We start from the raw sequence: 23,379 nt of genomic DNA, 5'->3' as shown, positions 1-23,379 counted from the left end.
CCGGCGCTCGGCGCTGCCGGACCGGGCGGCTCTCCCCGCTCCCGGCGCCTAGCGCTGCGGGACCGAGCGGCGCTCCGGCCCGTCATAGGCGGACAGCGGCCGGATGAGCGCGTTCGAGCCCCGCTGCTCGATCACGTGGGCCGTCCAGCCCACCACCCGCGCGGCGACGAACAGCGGAGTGAAGATCCCGGTGTCGAAGCCCATCAGCCGGTAGGCGGGGCCGGACGGGTAGTCGAGGTTCGGCAGGATGCCCGTCCGCTCGGCCATCGCCGCGGCCAGGGCGTCGTACAGCTCCATCATCTCGCCGGCCCCCTCGTGCTCGGCGAGCCGCCGGAGAGCGGCGTCCATGGTCGGCACCCGCGAGTCGCCCGACTTGTAGACCCGGTGGCCGAACCCCATGACCTTCCGGCGCTGTCCGAGAGCCTCGGCGAGCCACTCGCGGGACCGCCGGTCCGCCTCCGGTCCGGTGCCGACCTCGTCGAGCACGTGCAGCACGGCCTCGTTCGCCCCGCCGTGGAGCGGTCCCTTGAGCGCTCCCACGGCGGCGGTCACGGCGGAGTGGACGTCCGACAGCGTCGACGTCACGACGCGGGCCGTGAAGGTCGAGGCGTTGAAGGAGTGCTCGGCGTAGAGCACCAGCGAGACGCGGAACGCGTCGACGACGACCGGCTCCGGCACCTCGCCGAAGGTCGTCCAGAGGAAGTTCTCGGAGTAGTCGAGGTCGTCGCGCGGATCGATCGGCTCGAGGCCGCGCAGGCGGCGCTGAGCGTAGGCGACGATCGCCGGCAGTGCCGCCCAGAGCCGCACGGAGCGCTCCAGCACGGCCTCGGGAGCGTCGGCGTCCGGATCCTCCTCGAGCGCGCCCAGGACGCTCACCGCCGTCCGCACCACGTCCATCGGGTGCGCCGACAGCGGCAGCAGGTCGATCACGGTGCGCACCTCGGGGGCCAGGGCGCGGTGGGCCCGCTCCACGGCGGCCAGCCCGGCCGCCTCCTCCGCAGTGGGGAGCTCGCCGTGCCAGAGCAGCCAGGCCACGTCCTCGAACGAGGTCCCCGCCGCGAGCTCCTGCACGGGGTAGCCGCGGTAGAGCAGCGAGTTCGACGCCGGGTCGACCTTCGAGACGGCCGTCGTGTCGACGACGACCCCCACGAGTCCCTTGCGGATGTCCTGATCGGTCGTGCTCATCCTTCGCTCCTTCGCGAGAGGCGGGCGGCGGCACCGGGGAGCGCCGCCGGTTCGTGCGGGTCGGCGCGCTCAGGCGCCGTAGTGGTCGGCGAGCGAGAAGTCGAAGACGCCCTCGTCGAAGCGGCTGTACGAGGCGTAGTCGAGGAGCTCGTAGAGCTCGGCGCGCGTCTGCATGCCCGCGACCTCCGAGCGGAGCGAGCCCTCCGCCTTGAGGGCGTCGAGTGCCCGCATCGCGGCGCCCATCGCGATCCGGAGCAGCGAGACCGGGTGGATCACGACGTTCACGCCGACGTCGGCGAGCTGCTGCGCGGTGAACAGCTCGCTCTTGCCGAACTCGGTCATGTTGGCGAGGATCGGCACGTCGATCGCGGCGCGCACGGCCTCGAACTCGGACAGGTCGCGCATCGCCTCGGGGAACACCGCGTCGGCTCCGGCGTCGACGAGGCGCTTGGCGCGGTCGATCGCGGCCGGAAGGCCGTCGAGGGCGCGGATGTCGGTGCGGGCCATGATCACCAGGTCGGAGTCGCGGCGCGCGTCGACGGCCGCCGCGATCCTCCGCACCGAGGTCGCCTCGTCGACGACCGCCTTGCCGTCGAGGTGCCCGCAGCGCTTGGGGTTCACCTGGTCCTCGATGTGCAGCCCCGCGACTCCGGCGTCCTCGAGCATCTGCACCGTGCGAGCGACGTTCAGCGGCTCGCCGAAGCCGGTGTCCGCGTCGACGAGGACGGGCAGGTCGGTCAGGCGCGCGATCTGCTGCGAGCGGCCGGCCACCTCGCTGAGCGTGGTGAGCCCGATGTCCGGCAGCCCCAGCTCGGCCGAGAGCACGGCGCCCGAGACGTAGATCCCGTCGAAGCCCTTCGCCTCGATGAGGCGCGCGGAGAGCGGGGTGAACGCGCCGGGCAGCTGCAGCAGCTCGCCCGAGGCGAGGCGCTCGCGGAAGAGGCGGCGCTTCTCGGCGGGAGTCCGGGTGGAGTGGAGCATCGGGCGTCCTTCCCAGGGCGGTGTCCGGGCCCGAGCGGACCCGACTCGAATCTATACGCGCGCGGAGCTCGTGCACCCGTCTCGGAGGGAGGCGTCCCGTAGCCTGGAGCGGTCATGCTGCTTCTTCAGACCTCCACCCCGGACCCTGTCGCCGCCACCGTCTCCTTCTTCGAGTCCGAGCCCTTCTGGAAGGTGGTCGCGATCCTCGGGATCGTGCTGGGCGCGCTGCTGGTGCGCGTCATCGCCCACTTCGTGATCGGCCGCGTCGTCGACCAGATCGTGTCGGGAGTGAAGCGCCGCCAGCGCGTCGAGGACACCCAGTCGATCGCCGCGTCGCCGCTCGCGGCCGTGCGGGTGGTGCAGCGCACGCGCACGCTCGGGTCGATCCTCAACAACCTGAGCTCGATCCTGATCGTCGTCATCGCCCTGGTCATGATCGTGACGACGATCGACAAGGACCTCATCGGCTCCTTCGCCCTGCTGACGGCCGCCCTCGGCGCGGGCCTCGGCTTCGGCGCGCAGAACATCGTCAAGGACGTCCTCAACGGGCTGTTCATGGTCGCGGAGGACCAGCTCGGGGTCGGCGACGTCGTCGACACCGGGCAGGCGACGGGCGTGGTCGAGTCGGTCGGCGTCCGGGTGACGCAGATCCGCGACGTCAACGGCACCCTCTGGTTCGTCCGCAACGGCGAGATCGTCCGGGTCGGGAACATGTCGCAGGGCTGGTCGCGCGTCATCGTCGACCTGGCCGTGCCCTACGAGACGGACCTCGAGCAGGTGCAGTCCACGGTCCTCGCGACCGCGAACGAACTGGCGGCGAGCAGTCGCTGGCGGGCCCGGATCATCGACAAGCCCGAGCTCTGGGGCCTGGAGTCCATCGCCGACGACGCCCTGGTCATCCGGGTCGTGGTCAAGACCCGCACCACCGCCAAGGACGACGTCGCCCGCGAGCTGCGCCTGCGCCTGAAGAAGTCGCTCGACGCGCTCGACGTGAAGCTCCCCTCGCTGACCACCGTCGTCCTCGAGGGCTTCGAGGGGGCGACGAGCGTCGGAGGCGCCAAACCGCCGCGGACCACGCCCTCCCCCACGATCAGCACCGAGCACGGCAAGCCCGTGCGACTCCCCCGCGCGCTGCGGCGCGGGAGCGGGACGCCGCCCCAGGACGGCGGCGGCACCTCCGGCCCGACGGGAGCGCGCTCGTGAGCGGCCTGCAGATCGGCGGCACGCCTCCGCTGCGCAGCTTCTGGGAGCACATCGGCGGCCGGCCGACGTTCGAGCGCCTGGTCCGCCGCTTCTACGAGGGCGTCCGCGAGGACGAGGTCCTCTGGCCGATGTACCCCGAGCACGACCTCGAGGGCGCGATCCAGCGGCTGACCGGCTTCCTCGAGCAGTACTGGGGCGGCCCGGGCACCTACAGCGAGGAGCGCGGCCACCCGCGCCTGCGGATGCGGCACCAGCCGTTCCGGATCAACCCCGAGGCCCGCGACCACTGGCTCCAGCACATGCGGACGGCCGTCGACGATCTCGAGCTCGCTCCGGCCGACGACGCCCTGCTCTGGGACTACCTGGAGCGCGCCGCCCACGCGATGGTGAACACCTTCGAGGAGTAGCCGCTCAGCCCGGGGTGCGGACCAGCACGTGTCCGCGCCGTGAGGTGAGGCGGCGCCAGGCGCCGCTCTCGAGCAGGGCGACCGGGTCGTCGGCGCCGAGGAACCCGAGCGCGAAGAGGGCGAACGCCGCTCCCGCCGGGACGTCCTCGAGGCCGTCGAGCGGGCGGCCCCAGACGCTCGACCGCACGCGGCCGACGATCTGCTCGCCCGTCTCGGAGCCGACGGCCGCCGCGATCTCGTCGATCCCCTCGCGCGCGACGCGCTCCAGGAAGCCCGGGTCCACGGGCTCGCGCCGGGTCCAGCCGCCGCGGGGCGGGGAGACGCCCGCCCAGGGTCCCGCCGTCGCGTCGTCGCCGTCGGGCAGCATGACCGGCTTGCCGTCCGCTCCGCCCGGCTCCCACTGCAGGCGGGCGAGGCGGTCCGACAGCGCACGGATCGGCACGACCCGGTCGAAACCGGCGGGCTCGTCGAGCGCGAAGACGCGCAGGCCCAGCACGGTCGCGGAGCGGTCGAGCAGACCGCGGGGCTGGAGGATCGCGGTGTAGGCGGCCAGCACGTGGTCGTCGGCGAGGAGCCGGACCGCACCGTCCTCGACCCGGGCCGAACGGCCGAGGAAGACGCGCAGATCCGACAGGCTGGGCGGATCCGCCAGGGAGAAGGACGAACTCATCGCGTCGATAAACTTACCCGAGGCCGCTCGCCCCACCGCCCGACACCCCGGAGGTACCGTGCCCGATCCCCTGTCCTCGTTCCTCACCGCGCTCGACCTGACGGACACCGGCGCCCGCACCAGCGAGGACATCTCGACGGGTCCCTCGCAGTGGATGCCCGAGGGGCGGGTCTTCGGCGGCCAGGTCCTCGCGCAGTCGCTCATCGCGGCCGGTCGCACCGTCGAGGGGCGCTCCGTGCACTCGATGCACGGGTACTTCCTCCGCCCCGGGGACGTCTCCCTGCCGATCACGTTCTCGGTCGACCGGATCCACGACGGCCGCTCCTTCTGCACCCGTCGGACGCAGGCCTACCAGAACGGACGCCCCATCCTCTCGATGATCGCCTCGTTCCAGACCGAGGACGAGGGCCTCGACCACCAGGCGCCGATGCCGGAGGGGATCCCCGACCCGGAGTCGCTGCCGAGCACCGCTGAGATCCTCGCGGGGGTCGACCACCCGGTCGGCAGCTTCTGGGCCACGCAGCGCCCCTTCGACGTGCGGCACGTCGAGCAGCCGGTGTACCTCCGGGCCGACCCCGAGCGGGTCGCGCACCAGAGCGTGTGGATGCGCTCGCTCGGACCGCTGCCGGACGATCCGATGCTGCACCGCGCCGCCCTCGCCTACGCGAGCGACTACACGATCCTCGAATCCACGCTCCGCCGGCACGGTGCGGCCTGGACGACGCCCGGCCTGCGGATCGCGAGCCTCGACCACGCGATGTGGTGGCACCGCCCCGCGCGCGTGGACCAGTGGCTCCTCTACGTGCAGGAGGCGCCGAGCGCGTCCGGCGGACGCGGCCTCTCGCTCGGGCGCATCTACACGCAGGAGGGCGCGCTCGTGGCGAGCGTCGCCCAGGAGGGCATGGTCCGCGTCCCCCTGGGCTGAGCTCAGCCCCGCTTCGAGAAGGTGATGGGCTCCTCGACGTAGGGGCCCCACGCCTCGCGGAGCTCCTCCGGGATGCGCTGGGGCCTGCCCGTCGCGGCCGTGACCAGCACCAGAGTGGTGGCCGCCTTCGTGAAGAGCACCCGCGGGACGACGCCGGCGGGCGAGTAGAGCTCGTAGCAGACCTCGAGGCTCGCCCCGCCGATCCGCCCGATCCACAGCTCCACGTCGATCGGCGCGCGCATGTACGGGATCGGCGCGAGGTACTCGATCTCCTGCCGGGCGATGAGGCTGATCGACTCGGCGCCCGGCCGTGCGTCGAGCACCGCCGTCGCCATCCCGCCGGGCTGCGGCGAGTCCGGCTTCCAGAACGCCTGGATGCGCGCCTCCTCGAGCAGGCGCAGCATCTCGGCGTTGTTCACGTGCGCGTAGGCGTCGAAGTCCGACCAGCGCAGCGGGATGGCGACGTGCAGGCGCATCAGTCGCGGGTGAGCTTGCGGTACGCGGAGCGGTGCGGCTTCGCCGCGTCCGGGCCGAGGCGCTCGATCTTGTTCTCCTCGTACGCCTCGAAGTTGCCCTCGAACCAGTACCAGTTGGCCGGATCCTCCTCGGTGCCCTCGTAGGCGAGGATGTGGGTCGCGATCCGGTCGAGGAACCACCGGTCGTGCGTGATCACCACGGCGCAGCCCGGGAACTCGAGGAGCGCGTTCTCGAGGCTGCCCAGGGTCTCGACGTCCAGGTCGTTGGTGGGCTCGTCGAGCAGGAGCAGGTTGCCGCCCTGCTTGAGCGTCAGCGCGAGATTGAGGCGGTTCCGCTCGCCACCGGAGAGGACGCCGGCCTTCTTCTGCTGGTCCGGGCCCTTGAAGCCGAACTGCGAGACGTAGGCGCGGGAGGGGATCTCGGTCTTCCCGACGGTGATGTAGTCGTGCCCGTCGGAGACGACCTCCCACAGGTTCTTCTGCGGGTCGATGCCGCCGCGGCTCTGGTCGACGTAGGAGATGTCGACCGTCTCGCCGATCTTCAGGTCGCCCGAGTCGAGCGGCTCGAAGCCCACGATCGTCTTGAAGAGCGTTGTCTTGCCGACGCCGTTCGGGCCGATGACGCCGACGATGCCGTTGCGGGGCAGCGTGAAGCTGAGGTCGTCGATGAGGACGCGCTCGCCGAACTGCTTGTGCAGCTTCTTCGCGTCGATGACCTGGGAGCCCAGACGGGGGCCCACCGGGATGACGATCTCCTCGAAGTCGAGCACGCGCGTCTTCTCGGCCTCGGCCGCCATCTCCTCGTAGCGCGCCAGGCGCGCCTTCGACTTGGCCTGACGGCCCTTGGCGTTGCTGCGCACCCAGTCGAGCTCGGTGGTGAGCCGCTTGGCGAGCTTGGCGTCCTTCTTGCCCTGGACCTCCAGGCGGGCGCTCTTCTTCTCGAGGTACGTCGAGTAGTTGCCCTCGTAGGGGTAGAGGTGGCCGCGGTCGACCTCGGCGATCCACTCCGCGACGTTGTCGAGGAAGTACCGGTCGTGGGTGACGGCGAGCACGGCGCCGGGGTACTTCGAGAGGAACTGCTCGAGCCAGAGCACGCTCTCGGCGTCGAGGTGGTTGGTGGGCTCGTCGAGCAGCAGCAGGTCGGGCTTCTGCAGGAGGAGCTTGGTGAGCGCCACGCGGCGCTTCTCGCCACCCGAGAGGTTGGTGACGAGGGAGTCCCCCGGCGGGGTGCGCAGCGCGTCCATCGCCTGCTCCAGCTGCGAGTCCAGGTCCCAGGCGTCGGCGGCGTCGATCGCCTCCTGCAGGGTCCCCATCTCGGCGAGGAGACTGTCGAAGTCGGCGTCCGGGTCGGCCATCGCGAGGGAGATCTCGTTGAAGCGGTCGATCTTGCCCTTGATCTCGCCCACGCCCTCCTGGACGTTCTCGAGTACCGTCTTGGTCTCGTCGAGCTCGGGCTCCTGCATCAGGATGCCGACGGTGTAGCCCGGGCTGAGCCGCGCCTCGCCGTTGCTCGGCGTGTCCAGCCCCGCCATGATCTTCAGGATCGTCGACTTGCCGGCGCCGTTGGGCCCGACCACGCCGATCTTCGCTCCCGGCAGGAACGACATGGTGACGTCGTCCAGGATCAGCTTGTCGCCGACCGCCTTCCGCGCGCGCACCATCGAGTAGATGTATTCAGCCATGCCCAGTCCTCAAGTCCGTCGGTCTGCGCGGAGTCGGGTCGCCCGCCGGTCCCCTGCTCCGCGCGGAGGCGCTGACGGAGGCTCGGACCGGGGCGGGACGCCGGGCCCCGGCCGACGCGGAGCGCAGGCCGCGGGACCGTCCGCACCAGTCGAGGATAACGGGAACTCGCCGGTCCGCGTCGGAGGGAGCGCCTGAACGCGGACCGCCCTCCGCTCCGGCCGGGCCGGTGGGGAGGGCGGATCGCGTCAGCGGACGACGGTGCGGATCAGCTGCAGGGCGTCAGGCGCTCCACCGCCTCGGACAGCGTGTCCGTGCTGCCGAGCAGGATCACCTGCGTCGCCTTGGACGCGGTGATGTCGGCGAGGACCGCCCGGGGCACGCAGGTGGGCTGGACCGCGAAGAGCGGGCTCCCGGTGTAGCCCGCCGCCGTGGCTCCGGCCAGGGCGTCGGGGAACTTCTCACCGGTCGCGAGGTAGACGGTCTTCGCCGAGGTGAAGGCCGCCTTGTTCAGCTTCTCCGAGGTGTCGTACCGGTCGGTCCCGCCGATGCGGGTGATCATCGGGCCCGTGATCGAGCGCTCGATGCCGGCGCTGACCGAGAGCGAGGAGCCCGCGATCGTCAAGCTACTGACCTTGAGGCCGCTGATGATCTGCTGGGTGAGGGGGTCCACCGTGGAGCCGGTTCCGTTGGTCAGCACCACCGGAGCGCGATTCGCGCCGGCTGCGGCGCTGGCGCTCAGGGCGTCGGGGAACTTCTCGCCCGTGGCCAGCCAGGCCATCGAGGAGTCGCCCCTGAAGGCGTCCTGGAGGATCAGCTTCGAGGTGTCGTAGCGGTCGACTCCGCCGATGCGTGTGGTCTTCCCCTTCGGCGCATACGCGGCCAGGTCGCTGTAGACCTGGCTGCCGACGCTGAGCTCGGAGCCCACGACGACGATCTTCGCGGGCTTGAGACGCGTCAGCTCGGTGCGGACGACCTGGCTCATCGAGTCGCGGTCGACCAGGAGCAGCGGCCCGCCCGCCTTGGCCGCGGCGGGTCCGGCGCTGAGCGCGTCCGGGAAGTTCTGCCCGGTGGCGACGTAGACGACGGGGACGTTCGCCGGGAAGGTGCGCTTGGACACCTCGACCGCGGTGCCCTGACGGTCGGTGCCCGAGATGCGCGAGACGACCGGCGAGCCGGCGGGCGGGGCCGTCGGAGTGGTGGTCGGCGCGGGCGTGACCGGCGGGGTGGTCGCGGTGGCCGTCGGGATCGGCGTGACCGGCGGGGTGGTGGCTCCGCTTCCTGTCACGCGGACCGCGGCGTCCGACGTGATGGTCGCTCCGCGGGGCTGCTCCACCCTGCCGTTGCTGATGCCGGTGACCTGGAGCAGGCTGCTCACGCGGTCCTTGTAGGCGTCGTAGGCGCTGGACGGGATCGTCACGGTGACCTTGGACTGATCGTTGTCCGCGACCACCTGGGCGGGGATCCGCTCGGTCCTGCTGGGACCGACGTAGGCGGCGAGCCCCTGGAGGTCGTAGAAGCCGTCCCGGTTGGACTCGAGGACGACGGTGTCGCCGCCCTTGACCTCCACGACGTCGACGTCCTTCTTGTACGCGAAGTACGCGGCGCTCCGCTGCAGCGTCTGCGCGGTCCCGCTGAGGTCGACCCCGCCGACGCCGCCGCTGCCGGAGGCTTCGGCGACGGAGAGGGTGGCCGACGTGGTCAGCTCGTAGCCGCTGTCGACCGGCTGGCCGATCGGCTCCTCGGGGTTCTTGATCGGCTGCTTCTGCGCAGTGATCTGCAGAGCGACGGTTCCACTGCCGAACGAGGCGAGGGGCTGCTTCAGGTCGATGCGGAAGCTGCGACTCCCGGACGCGAGGGTCGCCGACCCGGCGAGGTCGTAGTCACCGATGGCCCAGTTGTAGGTCGTGAACGCCGGGTACGGTCCCGTCGGCCGAGCGGAGTCGGAGAGCGTGACGTCGAGCCCGGTGACGTCGCCCGCGACGGCAGCGGTCTGGGCGGCCGAGAAGGTCTCCGTCGTCGACCAGTTATAGGGACTGACCTGCGCGGACAGACGCTCCTGCTCGGCGGCAGCCGCTCCGGCTCCTGTCGTCACTCCGAGAACGACGGCTGCCGTGCTCGCGACCGCGATGGCGGCGCGCCTCCACCTCGCTCGCGTCGTCGTCTGCGGTCGGGATGTGGTCATGGCGAGTTCCCCCTCGTCGTGGTCCTCGTGCCGAGCACTCCTGTCGGCACGTCCGTCGCGGTGCCCGCGCTGGGGCACACGTGTCGGTCTGGGCAGCCTAACCGTGCTGAGCGGCGTCCCGGGGAGGGGAGGGCGCCGCCGACCACCGGGATCTTCGACCGGTCCGCCCGCACGAGGCTGTGCTCACGCTCGGATCCGCACCGGTCGGAGTGGTCCTGCAGGAGCGACGAGCGAACACCGGGCTCTCTCGGACTCGACGGGCGAGGGGCCTTGTCGAGGATCCTTTCGTCCTTTACGACCTCGACCGGGGCGCATGGCGGAGCGGTTCCCGGTCGAGGCCGGCGCGTCAGCCCTGGATCGGGACGGTTCGGCCGACCAGGCAGGCGCCGGTCGCGATCGGTGCCGCGATCACCGCCCGCACCCCGCCGCTCTTCGGGCCGTACTGGCCGATGAGGCACGACTCCCCGAGCTTGACGGAGACCTGCACCGAGTCCGCGTCGAGTCCGACCGAGGTCTCGTCCGCTGTCAGCTGCATCGACTCGCGGGAGAACCCCGCCGCGACGAGCGCGTCGACCACACTGGAGCCGCTCACGTCCGGATCGGGCTCGGCCGCCGCGCGAAGGGTCTGCTCGAACACGGGGAGGTTCTGCTCCGTCGTCCCGCCCGGCACGAAGGCGACGGGTGCGGTGGACTCCGCCGGTGCCGGCGCCTCGGCCGCGGAGGAGGACACCACGGGGTCCGGCGCCGACGGCGACGTGCAGCCGGAGAGGCAGACGGCGAGACCGCCGAGCACGAGCGCGATGCGGGCCGCTCGGTTCCGTGTCACGCCCGACTCCTCCCGACCGGGACGGCTCTCGCTCCGGTCCCCCGGATCAGAACGGGGTCTCCCCGGATCCTACCGAGAGACCGGGAGCGCCTCCGCCGACGCCCGCCGCCACCGGCGGCTCGGGCGCGGCATCACCGCGGTCATGGCCCGACGCGCCCCAGTCCCCCGCCGCGGCGCCCTCGCGCGGCGCCTCCTCGCTCCACGCGGGCTCGGCGGCAGGGGCGGGAGCAGAGGCGCGCCCGACGGTCTTCGTGAAGCTGCTGGTCCCCCAGGCGAGGTCGTGCCCGATGCCCTCGGCCGTGAGGACCACATCGGTACCGGCCTTGCCTCCCGCCTCCCAGGCCCTCACCCCGAGCCGCCCGGTGACGAGGATCCGGTCGCCGCGCGACAGGGAGGACAGCGCGTTGCCGGCCAGGCCGTTGAACGCGGTGACGGTGTACCAGTTGGTCGAGACGTCGACCCAGCGCTGCTCCGAGCGGTCGTAGCGCCGCTGCGTCGAGGCGAGCCGGAAGCTGGTCATCGCGGTGCCGCTGGAGGTGTCGATGCTCCGGGGCTCGGTGCCGATGGTCCCGATGACGGTCAGCGTGTCGGTCATGGTCGTGTCCTCTCTACTCCTGTCCCGCCGCGGCTGCGACGGGCACGGCGCCCGGGCGGAGGGGGCTGGTACCGCTCGGGCGCCGCAGGGCCAGTGTCGCGACGAAGGGCCCGCCTCCGAGGTGGAAGCGGGCCCTTCTGGGGAGAGGACGAGCGGATCGTCCCCTGTGGAGGAGCGTCACGACGCGGTGATGTACCTCGAGTAGGACTTGCGGATCTTGTTCACCTTGGGCAGTGCGACGGCCATGCAGTAGCCCTGGCCCGGGTTCTTCGCGAAGAAGTCCTGGTGGTAGTCCTCGGCGGGGTAGTAGACGCCCAGCGGCGAGATCTCGGTGACGATCGGGCCGTCCCACCACTCGGACGCACGGTCGCGCGCGGTCTCGAACAGCTCCTTCTCCTCGTCGGAGGAGTAGAACATCGCCGAGCGGTACTGCGTGCCGACGTCGTTGCCCTGGCGGTTCAGCTGTCGCGGGTCGTGCAGGGTGAAGAAGACGTCGAGGACGACCTGCTCGGGGATGACCTCGGGGTCGAAGGTGACGGCGACGGCCTCGGCGTGGCCGGTGCGCCCGGAGCAGACGTCCTCGTAGTCGGGCTCGGTCGTGCGGCCGCCGGTGTAGCCGGAGACGACGTCGGTCACGCCGTCGAGGACGCGGTAGACGGCGTCCAGACACCAGAAGCATCCTCCGGCGAGTACGAATGTGCGCATTGCGTGTGACTCACTTCCTGTCGCGTCGACGCGTCCGGGGTGCCGGCGGCGTCGGTCGGTCCAACACGCTCACCGCCCCCTGCATTCCGCGGATCCGCCCCCTGCAATAGAGTCGCGGCGTGAGCTACGACGCCGCCCCCGCCCGCTACGACCGCATGGACTACCGACGCACCGGACGGAGCGGCCTGCTGCTGCCCGCCCTGTCGCTGGGCCTCTGGCACAACTTCGGATCCGACCGCTCCCTCGACACGCAGCGCGCGATCCTCCGCCGCGCGTTCGACCTGGGCGTCACCCACTTCGACCTCGCGAACAACTACGGACCGCCCTACGGCGCCGCCGAGACGGCCTTCGGCCGCATCCTCGCGGAGGACCTCCGCCCGTACCGCGACGAGATCGTCATCTCGTCCAAGGCCGGATACGACATGTGGCCCGGCCCGTACGGAGACGGCGGCTCGCGCAAGTACCTGCTCTCCTCGCTCGACCAGAGCCTGCAGCGGATCGGCGTCGACTACGTGGACGTCTTCTACTCGCACCGGCCGGACCCGGAGACTCCGATCGAGGAGACCATGGGCGCTCTCGTCTCGGCGGTGGAGTCGGGCAAGGCGCTCTACGCCGGCATCTCGAACTACTCGCCCGAGCAGACCTGGGCCGCGCAGGCGGCACTGGCGGGCAGCGGAGTGCCGCTCCTCCTGCACCAGCCCCGCTACTCGCTCTTCGACCGCGGACCCGAGGACGGCCTCTTCCCCGTGCTCGACGAGCTCGGCACCGGCTGCATCGTCTTCTCGCCGCTGGCGCAGGGGCTCCTGACGGACCGCTACCTCGACGGCACCGTGCCGGAGGGGTCCCGTGCGGCGACGTCGCGCTTCCTCTCCTCCGACCGGATCGACGAGGCGTACCTGACGCGCGCCCGCGGCCTGAACGCGATCGCGCAGCAGCGCGGCCAGTCGCTGGCCCAGCTCGCCCTGAGCTGGGTGCTCCGGGTGCCCACCGTCACGAGCGCCATCATCGGCGCGTCGAGCGTCGCGCAGCTCGAGCAGAACGTCGCCGCGCTGGACGCCGGCCCCCTCTCGCAGGAGGAGATCGACGCGATCGAGGAGTTCGCGGTGCACGGCACGACCCTGCGCTGACGCCCCGGCGGGGATGTCGGTGGTCGGCCGTAGTCTGCGACAGCACTCGGCCGGTGGGTGCTCCGAGACTCGAGCAGGAGGAACCGATGTCCCTGTCCACGCTGCACGCCACCCGCACCCCGCCGACGCTCACCCGGGTCAACGCCCGGCTGTGGCGCGTGAGCACCGGCTCGGGCGCCGTGGTCGGTCACATCGAGCTGGTCGAGGATCCGCTCGGCGAGCGGTACCGCGCCCGGCTGCTGCGGGCGGGCATGCCCGCCGGCGCCGAGCTCGGCGAGTTCTGGAGCGTCGACGACGCGATCGAGGTCTTCCGCGTCGCCTGACGCGCCGATCCGCCCGGTCGGCGGCGTGCCGACCGGGCCGCGGCGACCGCCCCGGATAGCGTTCGCCCCATGCAGTGGTGGAACGAGTTCATGTCCTGGATCCGCACGAGCGACGGACACCAGGCGGTCTTCACGGCCGGTGTGGTCCTGCTGGCCGTGGTGGTCGGAGCGATCGTGATCGCCTCCGTCTTCCGAGCGTCCATCGCGCGCCTCATCCGTCAGCAGGATCACGAGCGGAAGAACGCGGTCATCGCGACGCTCGTCGACGCCGCGGTCGACGCCTCGGCCTGGAACGTCCTCAGCAGCCCGGAGCGCGTCCTCAGCGACCGCGCTTCCGCGCAGGCCGAGACGCACCTGCGCCTCCTGCCCGTCAAGGGCTCCGGAGTCGCGGCCAACTGGGCCGCTCACGAGCTCGCCGAGCTGAAGCACACGTCGAGCACCGGCGGCTACCAGACGCAGGCGAGCGTGGGCGAGTTCCGCGACCGCCTCGTGCAGTGGCGGGACAAGCCCGGGCGCGCCCGGAAGGCCTTCCTCGCCGACCTCGAGCGCTGGCGCTTCTCGGAGACGGGTCGAGACCGCTCCGCCGAGTCCGCTCCGTCGTCCGATCGGGCCGCGAGCACCGCCGAGGCCGCTCCCCAGCGCACCGCTCCCCCGGCCGCCGCACCGACCGCCGTCGCACCGGTCGTCGTCGGCGCGGGCTCCGCCTTCGGCTCTGCAGCCCCGCAGACGCCCACGATCGTCCTCCCCGCGTCGGCCGGTGACGCCTCGCAGGAGGAGACCCGCCGCCTGCTCGCCGACGTCGACCGCCTGGAGGTGCCGTCGCGCGAGCGTCCCGTGGAGGAGCTGCCGCCCGTCGACCCGCAGCGCTCGGCTCCTGCCGCCGAGCCGCAGCCGGACGCGGAGCACGACGCGACGCCGTCGGCTCCGGCCGACGGAGACCGCGACGGCGTGCCGGCCGACGACGAGGCGGTCGTCCGGGCGGACGAGGCCCGGTTCGAGCGGTCCGCCTCGGACGACGACCGAGGCCAGGAGCGCAGCTCGGTCTGAGTGCTCCCGACCACGAGAAGAAGGCCCCGATCGCGAGTGCGATCGGGGCCTTCTCCGTGGTGCGGGCGGTGCGTGTACTGACTAGCTGTGTGCATCACGTGCACGCGCGACTCGGCCGACCAGTACGGCGAGGGGCGCCGCGACGATCGTCCACGCGACGGCGATTCCACCGAGGATGGCGAGGAGCAGCATGGTCGTACCTCCGTTCGTTACGTCGTTGTAATTCCGGACACCCCAAGACTAGGTGCCTGAATGACACTCAAACGACTTCGGGTGGGAAACACGCCGGTGTTGCCTCCGATTTGCCGGTGTGTTACTGGTGGAGCGACCGCGAGTCCTCGTCCGAGGGTCACCGGAGCGGAGGAAAACCCCGTGGGTGCCGGGCGTCACTCCTCGGAGGAGCGCAGCGCCGCCCGAAGAGAGGCCGCGACGCGGTCGAAGGACGGGCGCGAGGCGTCGACGCTGATCCGCACGCCACCGGGACAAGACTAGGGACGGCGACCGGCGCGCTCCCGATCCGATGGTGCCCCCGGCAGGAATCGAACCTGCGACCAAGAGATTAGAAGGCTCCTGCTCTATCCGCTGAGCTACGGGGGCGGACTGCGACCACGATACCGAAGCGCAGAGGCCGCGCCCGCCGGGGCCTAGGCGCCCCGGACGAGTCCCAGCACTCCCACGACCAGGGAGACCACGGCGAGGGCGAGCGACACGCCGATGAGCACCGTGTGCACGCGGAGGAAGGTCGTCGCGCGGCCGTCCGCGTCGCGCGCCCGCGGGTCCTTGCGGACGCGACGGAGGAAGGGCGGCCAGACGATCGCGTTCCACACGGCGTTGACGATCAGGAGGCAGCAGGCGAGCGTGATCACGAGGGTCCAGTGTAGGAGGAGCGGGACGGCCGGACCGGGTGTCGGCGGCCGCCGATAGACTGCCCCGCATGAGTAGCGCCCCCGACCGTCTTGTCTGGATCGACTGCGAGATGACGGGGCTCGACCTCTCCGTCGACGAGCTCGTCGAGATCGCCGTCGTCGTCACCGACTTCGAGCTGAACCCGCTCGACGAGGGGCTCTCCCTCGTCATCCGGCCCGACGCGGCCGCGCTCGAGAACATGGGCGACTTCGTCCGGTCGATGCACGAGACCTCCGGGCTGCTGGTCGAGATCCCCTCCGGCGTCAGCGTCGCGGAGGCCGAGTACGAGGTGCTGGAGTACGTGCTGAAGCACGTCCCGGCGGAGCAGCAGGCCCCCCTCGCCGGCAACTCGATCGGCACCGACCGCGCCTTCCTCGCGAAGTTCATGCCGCGTCTCGACGGCCACCTGCACTACCGCAACGTCGACGTCAGCACGATCAAGGAGCTGGCACGGCGCTGGTTCCCGCGCATCTACTTCAACGCGCCCAAGAAGCACGGCGGACACCGCGCCCTCGCCGACATCCTCGAGAGCATCCGCGAGCTGCAGTACTACCGCCGTGCCGTGTTCGTGGAGCAGCCGGGGCCGAGCACCGCCGAGGTGCAGGCCGTGTCGGCCGCCGTCGTGGACGAGTTCGCCTCGCGGATGTAGTACTCTCGTACAGTTGCTTCGGCGGGTCACCCCGCCGGAACACGCTCCTGGTGGGTATAGCTCAGTTGGCAGAGCGCCTGGTTGTGGTCTAGGAGGTCGCGGGTTCGAGCCCCGTTACTCACCCCAGTGGCTGTGCATGCAGCGGAAGAGGCCCGGAGTTCCGACTCCGGGCCTCTTCGCACATCCGGCGACCGGCAGCGATCGCCGACGCAGAGAGGTCCCGGATGCTCGAGCTGGACGAGGACGCCTTCGAAGCCCTGGTGATCTCCGAGCTCGACGCGCTCCCGGACGACATGGTCGACGGGCTCGACAACGTCGTGTTCGTCGTGGAGGACCGGCCCGAGGACGGGACCCTGGATCTGCTCGGCTACTACGACGGCGTCGCCCTCACCGAGCGTGAGCGCTACGGCTTCGGCGAGATGCCCGACCGCATCGTGCTGTTCCGCGAGCCGCACCTCGCCGCGTGCGACGATCTGGACGCGCTGCGCGACGAGATCCACGTCACGCTCGTCCACGAGATCGCGCACTTCCACGGCATCGACGACGACCGGCTGCACGAGCTCGGCTGGGCCTGACCGCCGCCGAGGGAGAGCCTCCCACCGGCATCCGCTCGTCGCCGCGCTCGGGGGGGACCCCTCAGCCGCGCACCGCTCCCCCGCCGCCCGTGTCCAGCACGAGGTCGGCGTTCTCCCGGGGCCGCTCCCGAGCGCGGTAGGAGCGGAAGTCGCGGTCCCAGGCGTCCCAGTGCGGAGCGAAGAGCTCGCCGTCGCGCTCGAGCGCACGCACGCGCCGCACCTCGTCGTCGGCCTCCAGCCAGACCACCAGATCGGCGTAGCGACGCGCGGCGGCGCCGGCCGACCCGCAGCCCTCCAGCACCAGAAGCGTCTCGCGGACGACGCGGCGCCCGGCCGTCGTCCCCGCGGCCCAGTTCCAGGGCCGCCAGTGCGCCGCGAGGCCGAGGCCGTGGGGGCGGACGAGAGTCCCGGCCGTCTCCCGTGACGCCCGGTCCAGGCCCGTCCAGCCGGGGTAGAGGTCGTCCATCCGCACGAGCGCGACCGACGATGCCGCCGGCGCGAGACGGAGCTGCTCGACCAGCGCGCGCGCGAACGTCGACTTGCCGGAGCCGCTCGGTCCGTCCAGCAGCACCGTCCGACGACGCCGCGCGATCACGGAGCGGGCGAGGTCGCCCGCCGTCCGATCCGTCAGCGGCAGGATCCGCTCAGCCATGCAGGACGAAGCTCCAGGAGCCGGTGACGACGGCGGCGGTCACGGCGACGGCAGCGATCAGCACTCCGCCCGCGAGCAGCAGGAGGTCGCCGGCTCCGAGGCGCGACTGCCGCGCCCAGGTGCGCGGGACGCCGGAGCCGAAGCCCTTCGCCTCCATCGCCGTCGCGAGCCTGCTCCCCCGCCGGATGGCCAGCACGAGCAGCGAGAACGTGCGGGCCGCGAGGCTGCGGAGCGCCTCGACGGGCCCGCGGCCGTCGGCGACCCCACGGGCCCGGCGGGCCATCGACAGGGTGCGCCAGTCGTCGACGAGCAGACCGACGAGCCGCATGCCGGCGAGAGCGCCGAGCACGAAGCGCGAGGGCAGGCGCAGGATCTGCGCGAGGCCGTCCGCCAGGTCCGTCGGGTCGGTGGTGGCGATGAGGACCACGCTCGGCAGTCCGATCGCCAGGACGCGCAGCGCGATGGCCAGCCCGAGGGCGACGGATCCCTCCGTGACCGAGACGATGAGGAACTCCGCGAAGACGGCGCCGCTGTCGCGACCGTAGAGAACAGTCGAGAGGCCGGCGAGCGGAGCCGCGATCCAGACGGGAGCCGTCCGCCGCACGAGCTCGCCCGCCCGGAGCCCCGCGAAGGGCAGAACCAGCAGCTCGAGCGCCAGCGCCGTCGCCGCGGAGACCGCATCGACCGTGAGGAGGAGCGCGAACGCGATGACCAGGCTGGCGAGGAGCTTGGCCACCGGGTTGGCCCGGGCGATCCGGCTGCGCGCGGGAACGGAGTCGAGGAGCGTCATCCCGACACCACCTCGCGGGCGCCGAGGGTGACGACCGAGTCGGCGAGGGCGGCGACCAGCGCCTCGTCGTGGGTGACGGCGAGCACCGCCGTGCCCGCGTCGCGCTGCTCGGCGAGGAGGTCGACGAGCACCTCCCAGGTCAGGCGGTCCTGCCCGAACGTCGGCTCGTCGAGGACGAGCACGGACGGCGACCGGGTGAGGGCGGACGCGACGGCCAGGCGCCGCTTCTCGCCTCCGGAGAGGGTGAACGGATTGGCATCGGCGAGGTGCGCGAGGCCGAGGCGCTCCAGGAGCTCCTCCGCCCGATGCCGCTCCGTCTCGTCGCGGGCGCCCAGCGCGAGCTCGGCGCGCACGCGAGCGGTGAGGAACTGGTGCTCCGGCTCCTGGAACACCATCGCGATCCGTCCGGCGAGCTGAGCCGAGGTCCAGCGGATCGGCTCCGGGCCCGCACCGGCGCGGAGCGACTCGGAGGCGGTCACCCGCCCCGCGACCGGCGGCAGGAGACCGGCCAGCGTGAGCGCGAGGGTCGACTTCCCCGCGCCGTTGGGTCCCAGCACGGCCGTGGCCCGCGCGGAGTCGACGGCGAGCTCGAGCCCCGAGGCCACGATGGTCGAGCGGCGGCGCCCGAGGACGGGCCGGCCGATGGCGAGGTCGTGCGCGCTCAGGGCGGCGGGCGAGGGCAGCACGCTCGCCCCGCGCCGGGCGGGGGTGTCACCGGGCAGCCAGACGCCGGAGGCGCGGAGCACGTCGTGCGTTCGATCGAGGACCTCGACTGGAGCGCCGTCGGCGACGACCGCGCCGTCCCGCCCGAGCACCACGACCCGGTCGACGAGGCCGACCCACACGTCGACCCGGTGCTCGACGACGATCAGCGTCGCCCCCGTGCGGGCGGCCGTGCGCTCCACCGCCGCCCGCACCTCGCGTACACCGTCCGGATCGAGGTTGGCGGTGGGCTCGTCGAGGAGCAGGAGCCGCGGACGCATGGCGAGCACACCCGCCAGGGCGAGCCTCTGCTTCTGCCCGCCCGAGAGCGCCGAGGTGGAGTGGTCCAACGGCACGTCGAGCCCGACGTCGCCGAGTGCCTCCCGCACCCGCGCGGGGATCTCCTCGCGCGGCACGCCGAGGTTCTCGCAGGCGAACGCGACGTCGTCGCCGACCCGCGCCAGGACCGCCTGAGTGTCCGGATCCTGCAGCACGAGCCCAGCGACACCGCGCCGGGTGAGCGGCGCGGCTCCGTCGATCTCGAGCTCGCCCGCCGCGGAGCCGTCCTCCTCCCCGCCGAGGACGCCGGCCAGGGCGTGCAGCAGCGTGCTCTTTCCCGCGCCGGAGGGGCCGAGGAGCAGCACGCGCTCCCCCGGCTCCAGCGCGAGATCGAGGCCGGAGAGGGCGTCGCGGGAGCGTCCCGCGTGCCGCCAGCTCCAGCCCCGCGCCCGGACGTAAGCGCCGCTCATCGAGCGCCCGCGCCGGCTCCCTCGACCGTCCGGCCCTCGCGCCCGGAGGCGAAGCGGTCCAGCGCTCCCGAGGCCGCGAGCCCCCGCACCGCGAACCAGGACAGCAGCCCGGCCAGGAGCGCGCCCGAGACGATCGAGGAGGCGAAGTAGACGGTCTTGAAGAGCGCATCGTTGACGGCGTAGTACGACAGCAGGTCGTTGATCGCGAGGGCGAGCCCCGCACCGGCACCGGCCAGCATCGCGACGAGCGGACGGCCGCTGCGGTAGAGGAAGAGCGCCAGGACGATCTCCGCGCCGAGTCCCTGCACGAGTCCGGAGATCAGCACGGTGAAGCCCCACTGGGTGCCGATCAGAGCCGACACGGCCGCGGCGACCAGCTCGGTGTAGAGCGCGGCTCCGGGCTTGCGGATGATCAGGCCGCCGAGGACGCCGGCGAAGAGCCAGCCGCCGCCGAGGAGCCCGCCGAGCCCGGGCAGGAACTCGAAGGCGAGGCCGAGGACGTTCGTCGCCAGGCCCCAGGCCCAGAAGACGATCCCGCTCGCGACGGCGACGACGCTCGCCACCACGATGTCGACGACCCGCCAGCGCAGATCGCGCCGGGCCGGGGCGGAGGAGGTGAGGTTCTGCGCGTTCGTGTTCTGCGCGTTCGTGTTCTGCGCGTTCGTGTTCTGCACTGACGTGCCCTTTCGTGGAAGCGAATGGAGGGCACGGGTTGGTAAGAGGAGATCGAAACGTTCCTTCGCTGGCATGACCCAGATCAGGTTCGACGGTCGAAGGCTGCTGCCTTCCTCTCAGCCCGGTGCACCGGACTCCCGTGTTCGTCGGCAATCATAGACGTCATGTCGTGGTCGGTGGTCGTCGTCCTGGCCGTGCTGCTGATCGTCCTGCTGCAGGCCCTGCTCTGGCAGCGCCGTGCGCGGATCCGCCGCGAGCTGCTCAGCTACGGCACGCGGGTGCCGGCGCGCGTCGTCGGGCCGGATCCGGCACGCGGCGATCGCGATTCGGCACGGGATCTGGGCAGGCTCCTGGTCGTCTACCGGACCGCCGAGGGTGTGGAGAAGCGCGCGCAGAAGTACCCGCTGAAGCGGGGGGACGCGTGGATGGCCGGTGAGCCCGCCGCGGTGATCTACGACCCCCGCCGGCCGGACGACGCCGAGCGTCTGATCGTCGGCTTCGGCCGGACGAAGAAGAAGTGGTACCCCGCGCGCCAGCAGCGCGCCAGCTGACGCGGGGCCGTTCCGGCTACTTCTTGAGGGCGCGGATGATGCGCGCGAGGGCCTTGCCGGTCACCCACACGAAGGGGATGCCGACGGCGAGGACCGAGATAACGTTCGGCTGGAACCGCAGGCCGAGGTCGTCCTTGATGTACGCGCCGATCGGGATGACCGTGGCGCCGCCGCCTCCGCCGCCGCCCTCCTGGCCGTCCTCGGAGCCGCTTCCTCCGCCGAAGCCGAACCAGCGGAGGGCGACGGGGACGAGCGAGACGCCGTCGACGGTGACGGGCTCGCCGTAGATCGTCGCGGTACCCGCGGTGGTGACGGTGTCGGCCAGGGAGACTGCGATGTTGGGCATGGTGCGACGGTACTCCGCGGCTCTCCGCGGCGACAAGCGGCCCGCCGGGGCGCACAGGACTCGTCCATGGACCTCCGGGCACCTGCTGTCATGATCGACGGATGTCCGCCCGCACCCGCCGCCGCCCCGTGCGCTCGGCCGCGGTGGCGGTCGCGAGCCTCGTGCTCGCCGCCTTCCTCGCCTTCCACCGCGCACTGCCCGATCCGATCGGCTGGCTGTCGGTCCTCGAGGTCGGGATCCCCTGGACGGGGCTGCTCGTGCTGCTCCTCATCGCGGCCGCGGCGGCCCTCCGGTCGCGCCGGACGGCGGCCGCGGTCACCGTGCTGGCGATGGTCTACGGCGTGCTGGTGCTGCCGGTCGCGCTTCCGGCGCCGGCCGTGCGCTCCGGCTCGTTCACCGTCGTCAGCCAGAACATCGAGACGAGCGGCGACGCCGGTGGGCTCGCCGCCTCGCTCGCCGCCCGCGGCCCCGACGTGATCGCGCTGCAGGAGCTCGACGGAGACGCCGTGGACGCGGTCGACGCCGAGCTGGCCGACGAGTACCCGTACTCGTCCGTCTCGAGCACCGTCGGCGTCTGGAGCCGGACCGAGCTGACCGACGAGCAGCCGCTCGACCTCGGTCTCGGCTGGGAGCGCGCGCTCGCCGTCGACGTCGACACACCGGTCGGCAGCGCTCGCCTGTTCGTGGTGCACCTGGCCTCGTTCCGGCCGGGCGACCACGATGAGCGGGACACCATGCTCTCGAACCTCGCCACCGCTCTTCGAGACGACGCGTCGGAGCGGACACTGGTCATCGGCGATTTCAACACGCCGACGGACGACCACCTGCTCGCTCCCGTGCTGGCGGAGGCGGGCCTCGTCCGCACGGGCGGAGTCGGCTTCCCGGCGACCTGGCCGTCCCTGCTGCCGCTCGTCTCGCTCGACCACGCGCTCGCCGACGGCGTCACCGCCGCGACCGTCGCGGTCCTGCCGCCGAACGGCTCCGACCACCGCCCGATCAGTCTGACGATCGGTTCCGCGTAGCGAGCGTGTCGCTGAGGTCGATCCCCTTGGCCGACTCGGGAGCCGACCGGGACAGGAGCGAGGCGGGACGCACGGCCCCGGAGCCGAAGCGGGCGGCCACGCCGTCGACCGCGAGCTCCGCGTCGCGCCAGTCGTCGGAGTCGCTCCACAGGGAGAACGCGACGTCGTCGCCCTCGACCAGCTGCTCGCCGCGCACGCCGATCAGCCGCACGGGCCGCCGCATCGGGTTGGCCGCCTCGAGGAGCGCGGAGGAGGCCTCGTAGAGGACCCGGGCCACGTCCGTCGCCTCGACGAGCGTGCGGGAGCGGGTGAGGGTGCTGAAGTCGCCGAAGCGCACCTTCACCGCGACGGTGCGGCAGCGCACTCCCGAGCGGCGCATCCGCACGGCGACCTTGTCGCAGAGCCGCAGCAGCTCACGACGGACGAGCTCGGGGTCGGCCACGTCGTCGGCGAACGTGATCTCGTGTCCGGCGCTCTTCTCGATCTGGCGGGTGTCGACCGGCCGCGGATCCACCCCGTTCGCCAGGGCGTGCAGGCGCCTCCCGGTCGCCTCGCCGAGGGCGGACACCAGCGACGGCAGCGGGGTGGTCGCGACGTCGGCGACGGTGCGCAGACCGCGGCGGACGAGCGCCTCCTCCGTGCTCGCGCCGACTCCCCACAGCGCGCTCACGGGCAGCGGATCGAGGAACTCGCGGACGCCGTCGGCGGGGACGACCAGCAGACCGTCGGGCTTGGAGCGGCCGGAGGCGAGCTTGGCGACGAACTTGGTGCTGGCGATCCCGACCGAGCAGGTCAGCCCGAGCTCGGCGTGCACCCGGCGGCGGATCTCGGTGCCGATCGCGAACGGCGAGCCCGAGATGCGGCGGGCACCCGCGACGTCGAGGAACGCCTCGTCGATGCTCAGGCGCTCGACCAGCGGCGTGAAGGAGTCGAAGATCGCCATGACGCGGCGAGAGGCCTCGCGGTAGCGCTCCATGTGCGGCTCGAGGACCACGGCCTGCGGGCAGCGGCGGAGGGCGACCGCCATGGGCATCGCCGAGTTGACGCCGTAGCGGCGCGCCTCGTACGTCGCCGCTGTGACGACGGAGCGCGCTCCGTGGTGGCCCACGATGACCGGCCTCCCGCGCAGATCCGGCCGGTCGAGCAGCTCGACGGAGGCGAAGAACGCGTCCATGTCGATGTGCATGATGCTCGCGCGCGGGTCGTCGAAGGGCTCGGTCGTGACCTGCCGCCCCGTGCCGTCCTGCTTGCTCATGCGGTGCCGTCCTGCTCGCTCACGCCGCGCCGTCCTGCCTGCTCACGCCGCTCCGTCCTGCTCGCCCACGCCTCGGGACATGCTCGCACGCACCACCGACATCGGCCGCTCGACCGCTGCGCGCGGGCCGGCCGGGAATGAGCGCCGACCACTCGCGGTTGACCCGAGCACC

General features: G+C 72.2%; 26 protein-coding genes, 2 tRNA genes and 1 riboswitch. Of the genes, 11 read left to right on the top strand and 17 right to left on the bottom strand.

Going from position 1 to position 23,379, the window contains the following annotated elements:
• Positions 1-48 precede the first annotated feature (48 nt).
• Both C5C55_RS00500 and prpB read right to left on the bottom strand, forming a co-directional pair.
• Positions 49-1,185: a bifunctional 2-methylcitrate synthase/citrate synthase gene (locus C5C55_RS00500; RefSeq protein WP_104232531.1), complete on the bottom strand. Its 1,137-nt coding sequence runs from the start codon at positions 1,183-1,185 to the stop codon at positions 49-51.
• 69 nt (positions 1,186-1,254) lie between these two features.
• The gene (prpB, locus tag C5C55_RS00495) at positions 1,255-2,166 is read right to left on the bottom strand and encodes a methylisocitrate lyase (RefSeq protein WP_104226736.1); all 912 of its coding nucleotides are present in this window, start codon (positions 2,164-2,166) and stop codon (positions 1,255-1,257) included.
• A gap of 114 nt (positions 2,167-2,280) precedes the next feature.
• Here prpB and C5C55_RS00490 point away from each other — a divergent pair, with 114 nt between their 5' ends.
• Both C5C55_RS00490 and C5C55_RS00485 read left to right on the top strand, forming a co-directional pair.
• The gene (locus C5C55_RS00490; protein ID WP_104232530.1) at positions 2,281-3,369 is read left to right on the top strand and encodes a mechanosensitive ion channel family protein; all 1,089 of its coding nucleotides are present in this window, start codon (positions 2,281-2,283) and stop codon (positions 3,367-3,369) included.
• Entirely contained in the window at positions 3,366-3,776 is a 411-nt protein-coding gene (locus C5C55_RS00485) for a globin (RefSeq protein WP_279630823.1), read from the top strand. Before C5C55_RS00490 ends, C5C55_RS00485 begins: the two co-directional genes overlap by 4 nt.
• 4 nt (positions 3,777-3,780) lie before the next feature.
• Here the strand turns inward: C5C55_RS00485 and C5C55_RS00480 are convergent, their stop codons facing one another.
• Positions 3,781-4,446: a hypothetical protein gene (locus tag C5C55_RS00480; RefSeq protein WP_104232529.1), complete on the bottom strand. Its 666-nt coding sequence runs from the start codon at positions 4,444-4,446 to the stop codon at positions 3,781-3,783.
• Positions 4,447-4,504: 58 nt separating this feature from the next.
• Between C5C55_RS00480 and C5C55_RS00475 the strand changes: the two genes are divergently transcribed.
• On the top strand, positions 4,505-5,371 hold the full coding sequence (locus tag C5C55_RS00475) for an acyl-CoA thioesterase II (RefSeq protein ID WP_258072474.1): 867 nt from the start codon (positions 4,505-4,507) through the stop codon (positions 5,369-5,371).
• A 2-nt stretch (positions 5,372-5,373) separates the two neighbouring features.
• Here C5C55_RS00475 and C5C55_RS00470 read toward each other — a convergent pair whose 3' ends face one another.
• The 6 genes from C5C55_RS00470 to msrA all read right to left on the bottom strand — a co-directional run bounded on the left by C5C55_RS00470 (position 5,374) and on the right by msrA (position 11,838).
• On the bottom strand, positions 5,374-5,847 hold the full coding sequence (locus tag C5C55_RS00470; RefSeq protein WP_104223707.1) for a thioesterase family protein: 474 nt from the start codon (positions 5,845-5,847) through the stop codon (positions 5,374-5,376).
• Entirely contained in the window at positions 5,847-7,529 is a 1,683-nt protein-coding gene (ettA, locus tag C5C55_RS00465) for an energy-dependent translational throttle protein EttA (RefSeq protein WP_104223708.1), read from the bottom strand. The genes C5C55_RS00470 and ettA overlap by 1 nt, the downstream gene beginning before the upstream one ends.
• Positions 7,530-7,795: 266 nt before the next feature.
• The gene (locus tag C5C55_RS00460; RefSeq protein WP_104232528.1) at positions 7,796-9,712 is read right to left on the bottom strand and encodes a cell wall-binding repeat-containing protein; all 1,917 of its coding nucleotides are present in this window, start codon (positions 9,710-9,712) and stop codon (positions 7,796-7,798) included.
• A 346-nt stretch (positions 9,713-10,058) separates the two neighbouring features.
• Complete coding sequence (locus tag C5C55_RS00455; protein WP_104232527.1) at positions 10,059-10,538, bottom strand: DUF6993 domain-containing protein; 480 nt, start codon at positions 10,536-10,538, stop codon at positions 10,059-10,061.
• A gap of 46 nt (positions 10,539-10,584) precedes the next feature.
• Positions 10,585-11,133, bottom strand: coding sequence for a single-stranded DNA-binding protein (locus C5C55_RS00450; protein ID WP_104232526.1), 549 nt, complete (start codon positions 11,131-11,133; stop codon positions 10,585-10,587).
• A 177-nt stretch (positions 11,134-11,310) separates the two neighbouring features.
• The gene (gene msrA, locus C5C55_RS00445) at positions 11,311-11,838 is read right to left on the bottom strand and encodes a peptide-methionine (S)-S-oxide reductase MsrA (RefSeq protein WP_104223713.1); all 528 of its coding nucleotides are present in this window, start codon (positions 11,836-11,838) and stop codon (positions 11,311-11,313) included.
• Positions 11,839-11,957: 119 nt separating this feature from the next.
• Here msrA and C5C55_RS00440 point away from each other — a divergent pair, with 119 nt between their 5' ends.
• The 3 genes from C5C55_RS00440 to C5C55_RS00430 all read left to right on the top strand — a co-directional run bounded on the left by C5C55_RS00440 (position 11,958) and on the right by C5C55_RS00430 (position 14,335).
• A complete protein-coding gene (locus C5C55_RS00440) occupies positions 11,958-12,965 on the top strand; it encodes an aldo/keto reductase (protein ID WP_104232525.1) in 1,008 nt (335 codons plus the stop codon).
• 86 nt (positions 12,966-13,051) lie between these two features.
• On the top strand, positions 13,052-13,288 hold the full coding sequence (locus C5C55_RS00435) for a hypothetical protein (protein ID WP_104223715.1): 237 nt from the start codon (positions 13,052-13,054) through the stop codon (positions 13,286-13,288).
• Positions 13,289-13,357: 69 nt separating this feature from the next.
• Positions 13,358-14,335: a hypothetical protein gene (locus tag C5C55_RS00430; protein WP_104232524.1), complete on the top strand. Its 978-nt coding sequence runs from the start codon at positions 13,358-13,360 to the stop codon at positions 14,333-14,335.
• Positions 14,336-14,856: 521 nt separating this feature from the next.
• Here C5C55_RS00430 and C5C55_RS00425 read toward each other — a convergent pair.
• Positions 14,857-14,932 (bottom strand) — tRNA-Arg (locus tag C5C55_RS00425).
• 47 nt (positions 14,933-14,979) lie between these two features.
• Positions 14,980-15,201: an SCO4848 family membrane protein gene (locus C5C55_RS00420; RefSeq protein WP_104223717.1), complete on the bottom strand. Its 222-nt coding sequence runs from the start codon at positions 15,199-15,201 to the stop codon at positions 14,980-14,982.
• A gap of 68 nt (positions 15,202-15,269) precedes the next feature.
• On the opposite strand from C5C55_RS00420, the gene orn reads away from it, so the two are divergent.
• The 3 genes from orn (at position 15,270) to C5C55_RS00405 (ending at position 16,465) form a co-directional block, all read left to right on the top strand.
• On the top strand, positions 15,270-15,890 hold the full coding sequence (gene orn / locus C5C55_RS00415; RefSeq protein WP_104232523.1) for an oligoribonuclease: 621 nt from the start codon (positions 15,270-15,272) through the stop codon (positions 15,888-15,890).
• A gap of 50 nt (positions 15,891-15,940) precedes the next feature.
• A tRNA-His gene (locus C5C55_RS00410) sits at positions 15,941-16,016 on the top strand.
• A 98-nt stretch (positions 16,017-16,114) separates the two neighbouring features.
• Positions 16,115-16,465 carry a metallopeptidase family protein gene (locus tag C5C55_RS00405; RefSeq protein WP_104232522.1) on the top strand — a complete coding sequence of 117 codons (351 nt, stop codon included), beginning with the start codon at positions 16,115-16,117 and terminating at the stop codon, positions 16,463-16,465.
• A 61-nt stretch (positions 16,466-16,526) separates the two neighbouring features.
• On the opposite strand, the gene C5C55_RS00400 is transcribed toward C5C55_RS00405, so the two are convergent.
• The 4 genes from C5C55_RS00400 to C5C55_RS00385 are packed head-to-tail and all read right to left on the bottom strand — an operon-like array spanning position 16,527 to position 20,032.
• The gene (locus tag C5C55_RS00400; protein ID WP_219812976.1) at positions 16,527-17,117 is read right to left on the bottom strand and encodes an AAA family ATPase; all 591 of its coding nucleotides are present in this window, start codon (positions 17,115-17,117) and stop codon (positions 16,527-16,529) included.
• Positions 17,110-17,907 carry an energy-coupling factor transporter transmembrane protein EcfT gene (locus tag C5C55_RS00395; RefSeq protein WP_104232521.1) on the bottom strand — a complete coding sequence of 266 codons (798 nt, stop codon included), beginning with the start codon at positions 17,905-17,907 and terminating at the stop codon, positions 17,110-17,112. The genes C5C55_RS00400 and C5C55_RS00395 overlap by 8 nt, the downstream gene beginning before the upstream one ends.
• Positions 17,904-19,358 (bottom strand): ABC transporter ATP-binding protein, encoded by a 1,455-nt coding sequence (locus tag C5C55_RS00390; protein WP_104232520.1) that lies wholly within the window; start codon positions 19,356-19,358, stop codon positions 17,904-17,906. Before C5C55_RS00390 ends, C5C55_RS00395 begins: the two co-directional genes overlap by 4 nt.
• Entirely contained in the window at positions 19,355-20,032 is a 678-nt protein-coding gene (locus tag C5C55_RS00385) for an ECF transporter S component (protein ID WP_104232519.1), read from the bottom strand. Before C5C55_RS00385 ends, C5C55_RS00390 begins: the two co-directional genes overlap by 4 nt.
• A 43-nt stretch (positions 20,033-20,075) precedes the next feature.
• Positions 20,076-20,183, bottom strand: a riboswitch (TPP riboswitch).
• A 14-nt stretch (positions 20,184-20,197) separates the two neighbouring features.
• On the opposite strand from C5C55_RS00385, the gene C5C55_RS00380 reads away from it, so the two are divergent.
• A complete protein-coding gene (locus C5C55_RS00380; RefSeq protein WP_104223723.1) occupies positions 20,198-20,584 on the top strand; it encodes a DUF3592 domain-containing protein in 387 nt (128 codons plus the stop codon).
• Between the two features lie 16 nt (positions 20,585-20,600).
• Here C5C55_RS00380 and C5C55_RS00375 read toward each other — a convergent pair whose 3' ends face one another.
• Entirely contained in the window at positions 20,601-20,930 is a 330-nt protein-coding gene (locus C5C55_RS00375) for a hypothetical protein (protein WP_104223724.1), read from the bottom strand.
• A gap of 101 nt (positions 20,931-21,031) precedes the next feature.
• Here C5C55_RS00375 and C5C55_RS00370 point away from each other — a divergent pair, with 101 nt between their 5' ends.
• Positions 21,032-21,952, top strand: a complete 921-nt coding sequence (locus C5C55_RS00370; RefSeq protein ID WP_104232518.1) for an endonuclease/exonuclease/phosphatase family protein — start codon at positions 21,032-21,034, stop codon at positions 21,950-21,952.
• Here C5C55_RS00370 and dinB read toward each other — a convergent pair.
• Complete coding sequence (gene dinB, locus C5C55_RS00365; RefSeq protein ID WP_104223726.1) at positions 21,927-23,207, bottom strand: DNA polymerase IV; 1,281 nt, start codon at positions 23,205-23,207, stop codon at positions 21,927-21,929. The two genes, C5C55_RS00370 and dinB, sit on opposite strands and share 26 nt — an antisense overlap.
• Positions 23,208-23,379: the final 172 nt, after the last annotated feature.

The organism is Rathayibacter sp. AY1C2 (genome assembly GCF_002931195.1).
Taxonomy (GTDB): Bacteria; Actinomycetota; Actinomycetes; order Actinomycetales; family Microbacteriaceae; genus Rathayibacter.
The sequence above is the reverse complement of the archived record's forward strand: the minus strand, read 5'-3'. Positions and strand labels throughout refer to the sequence as shown.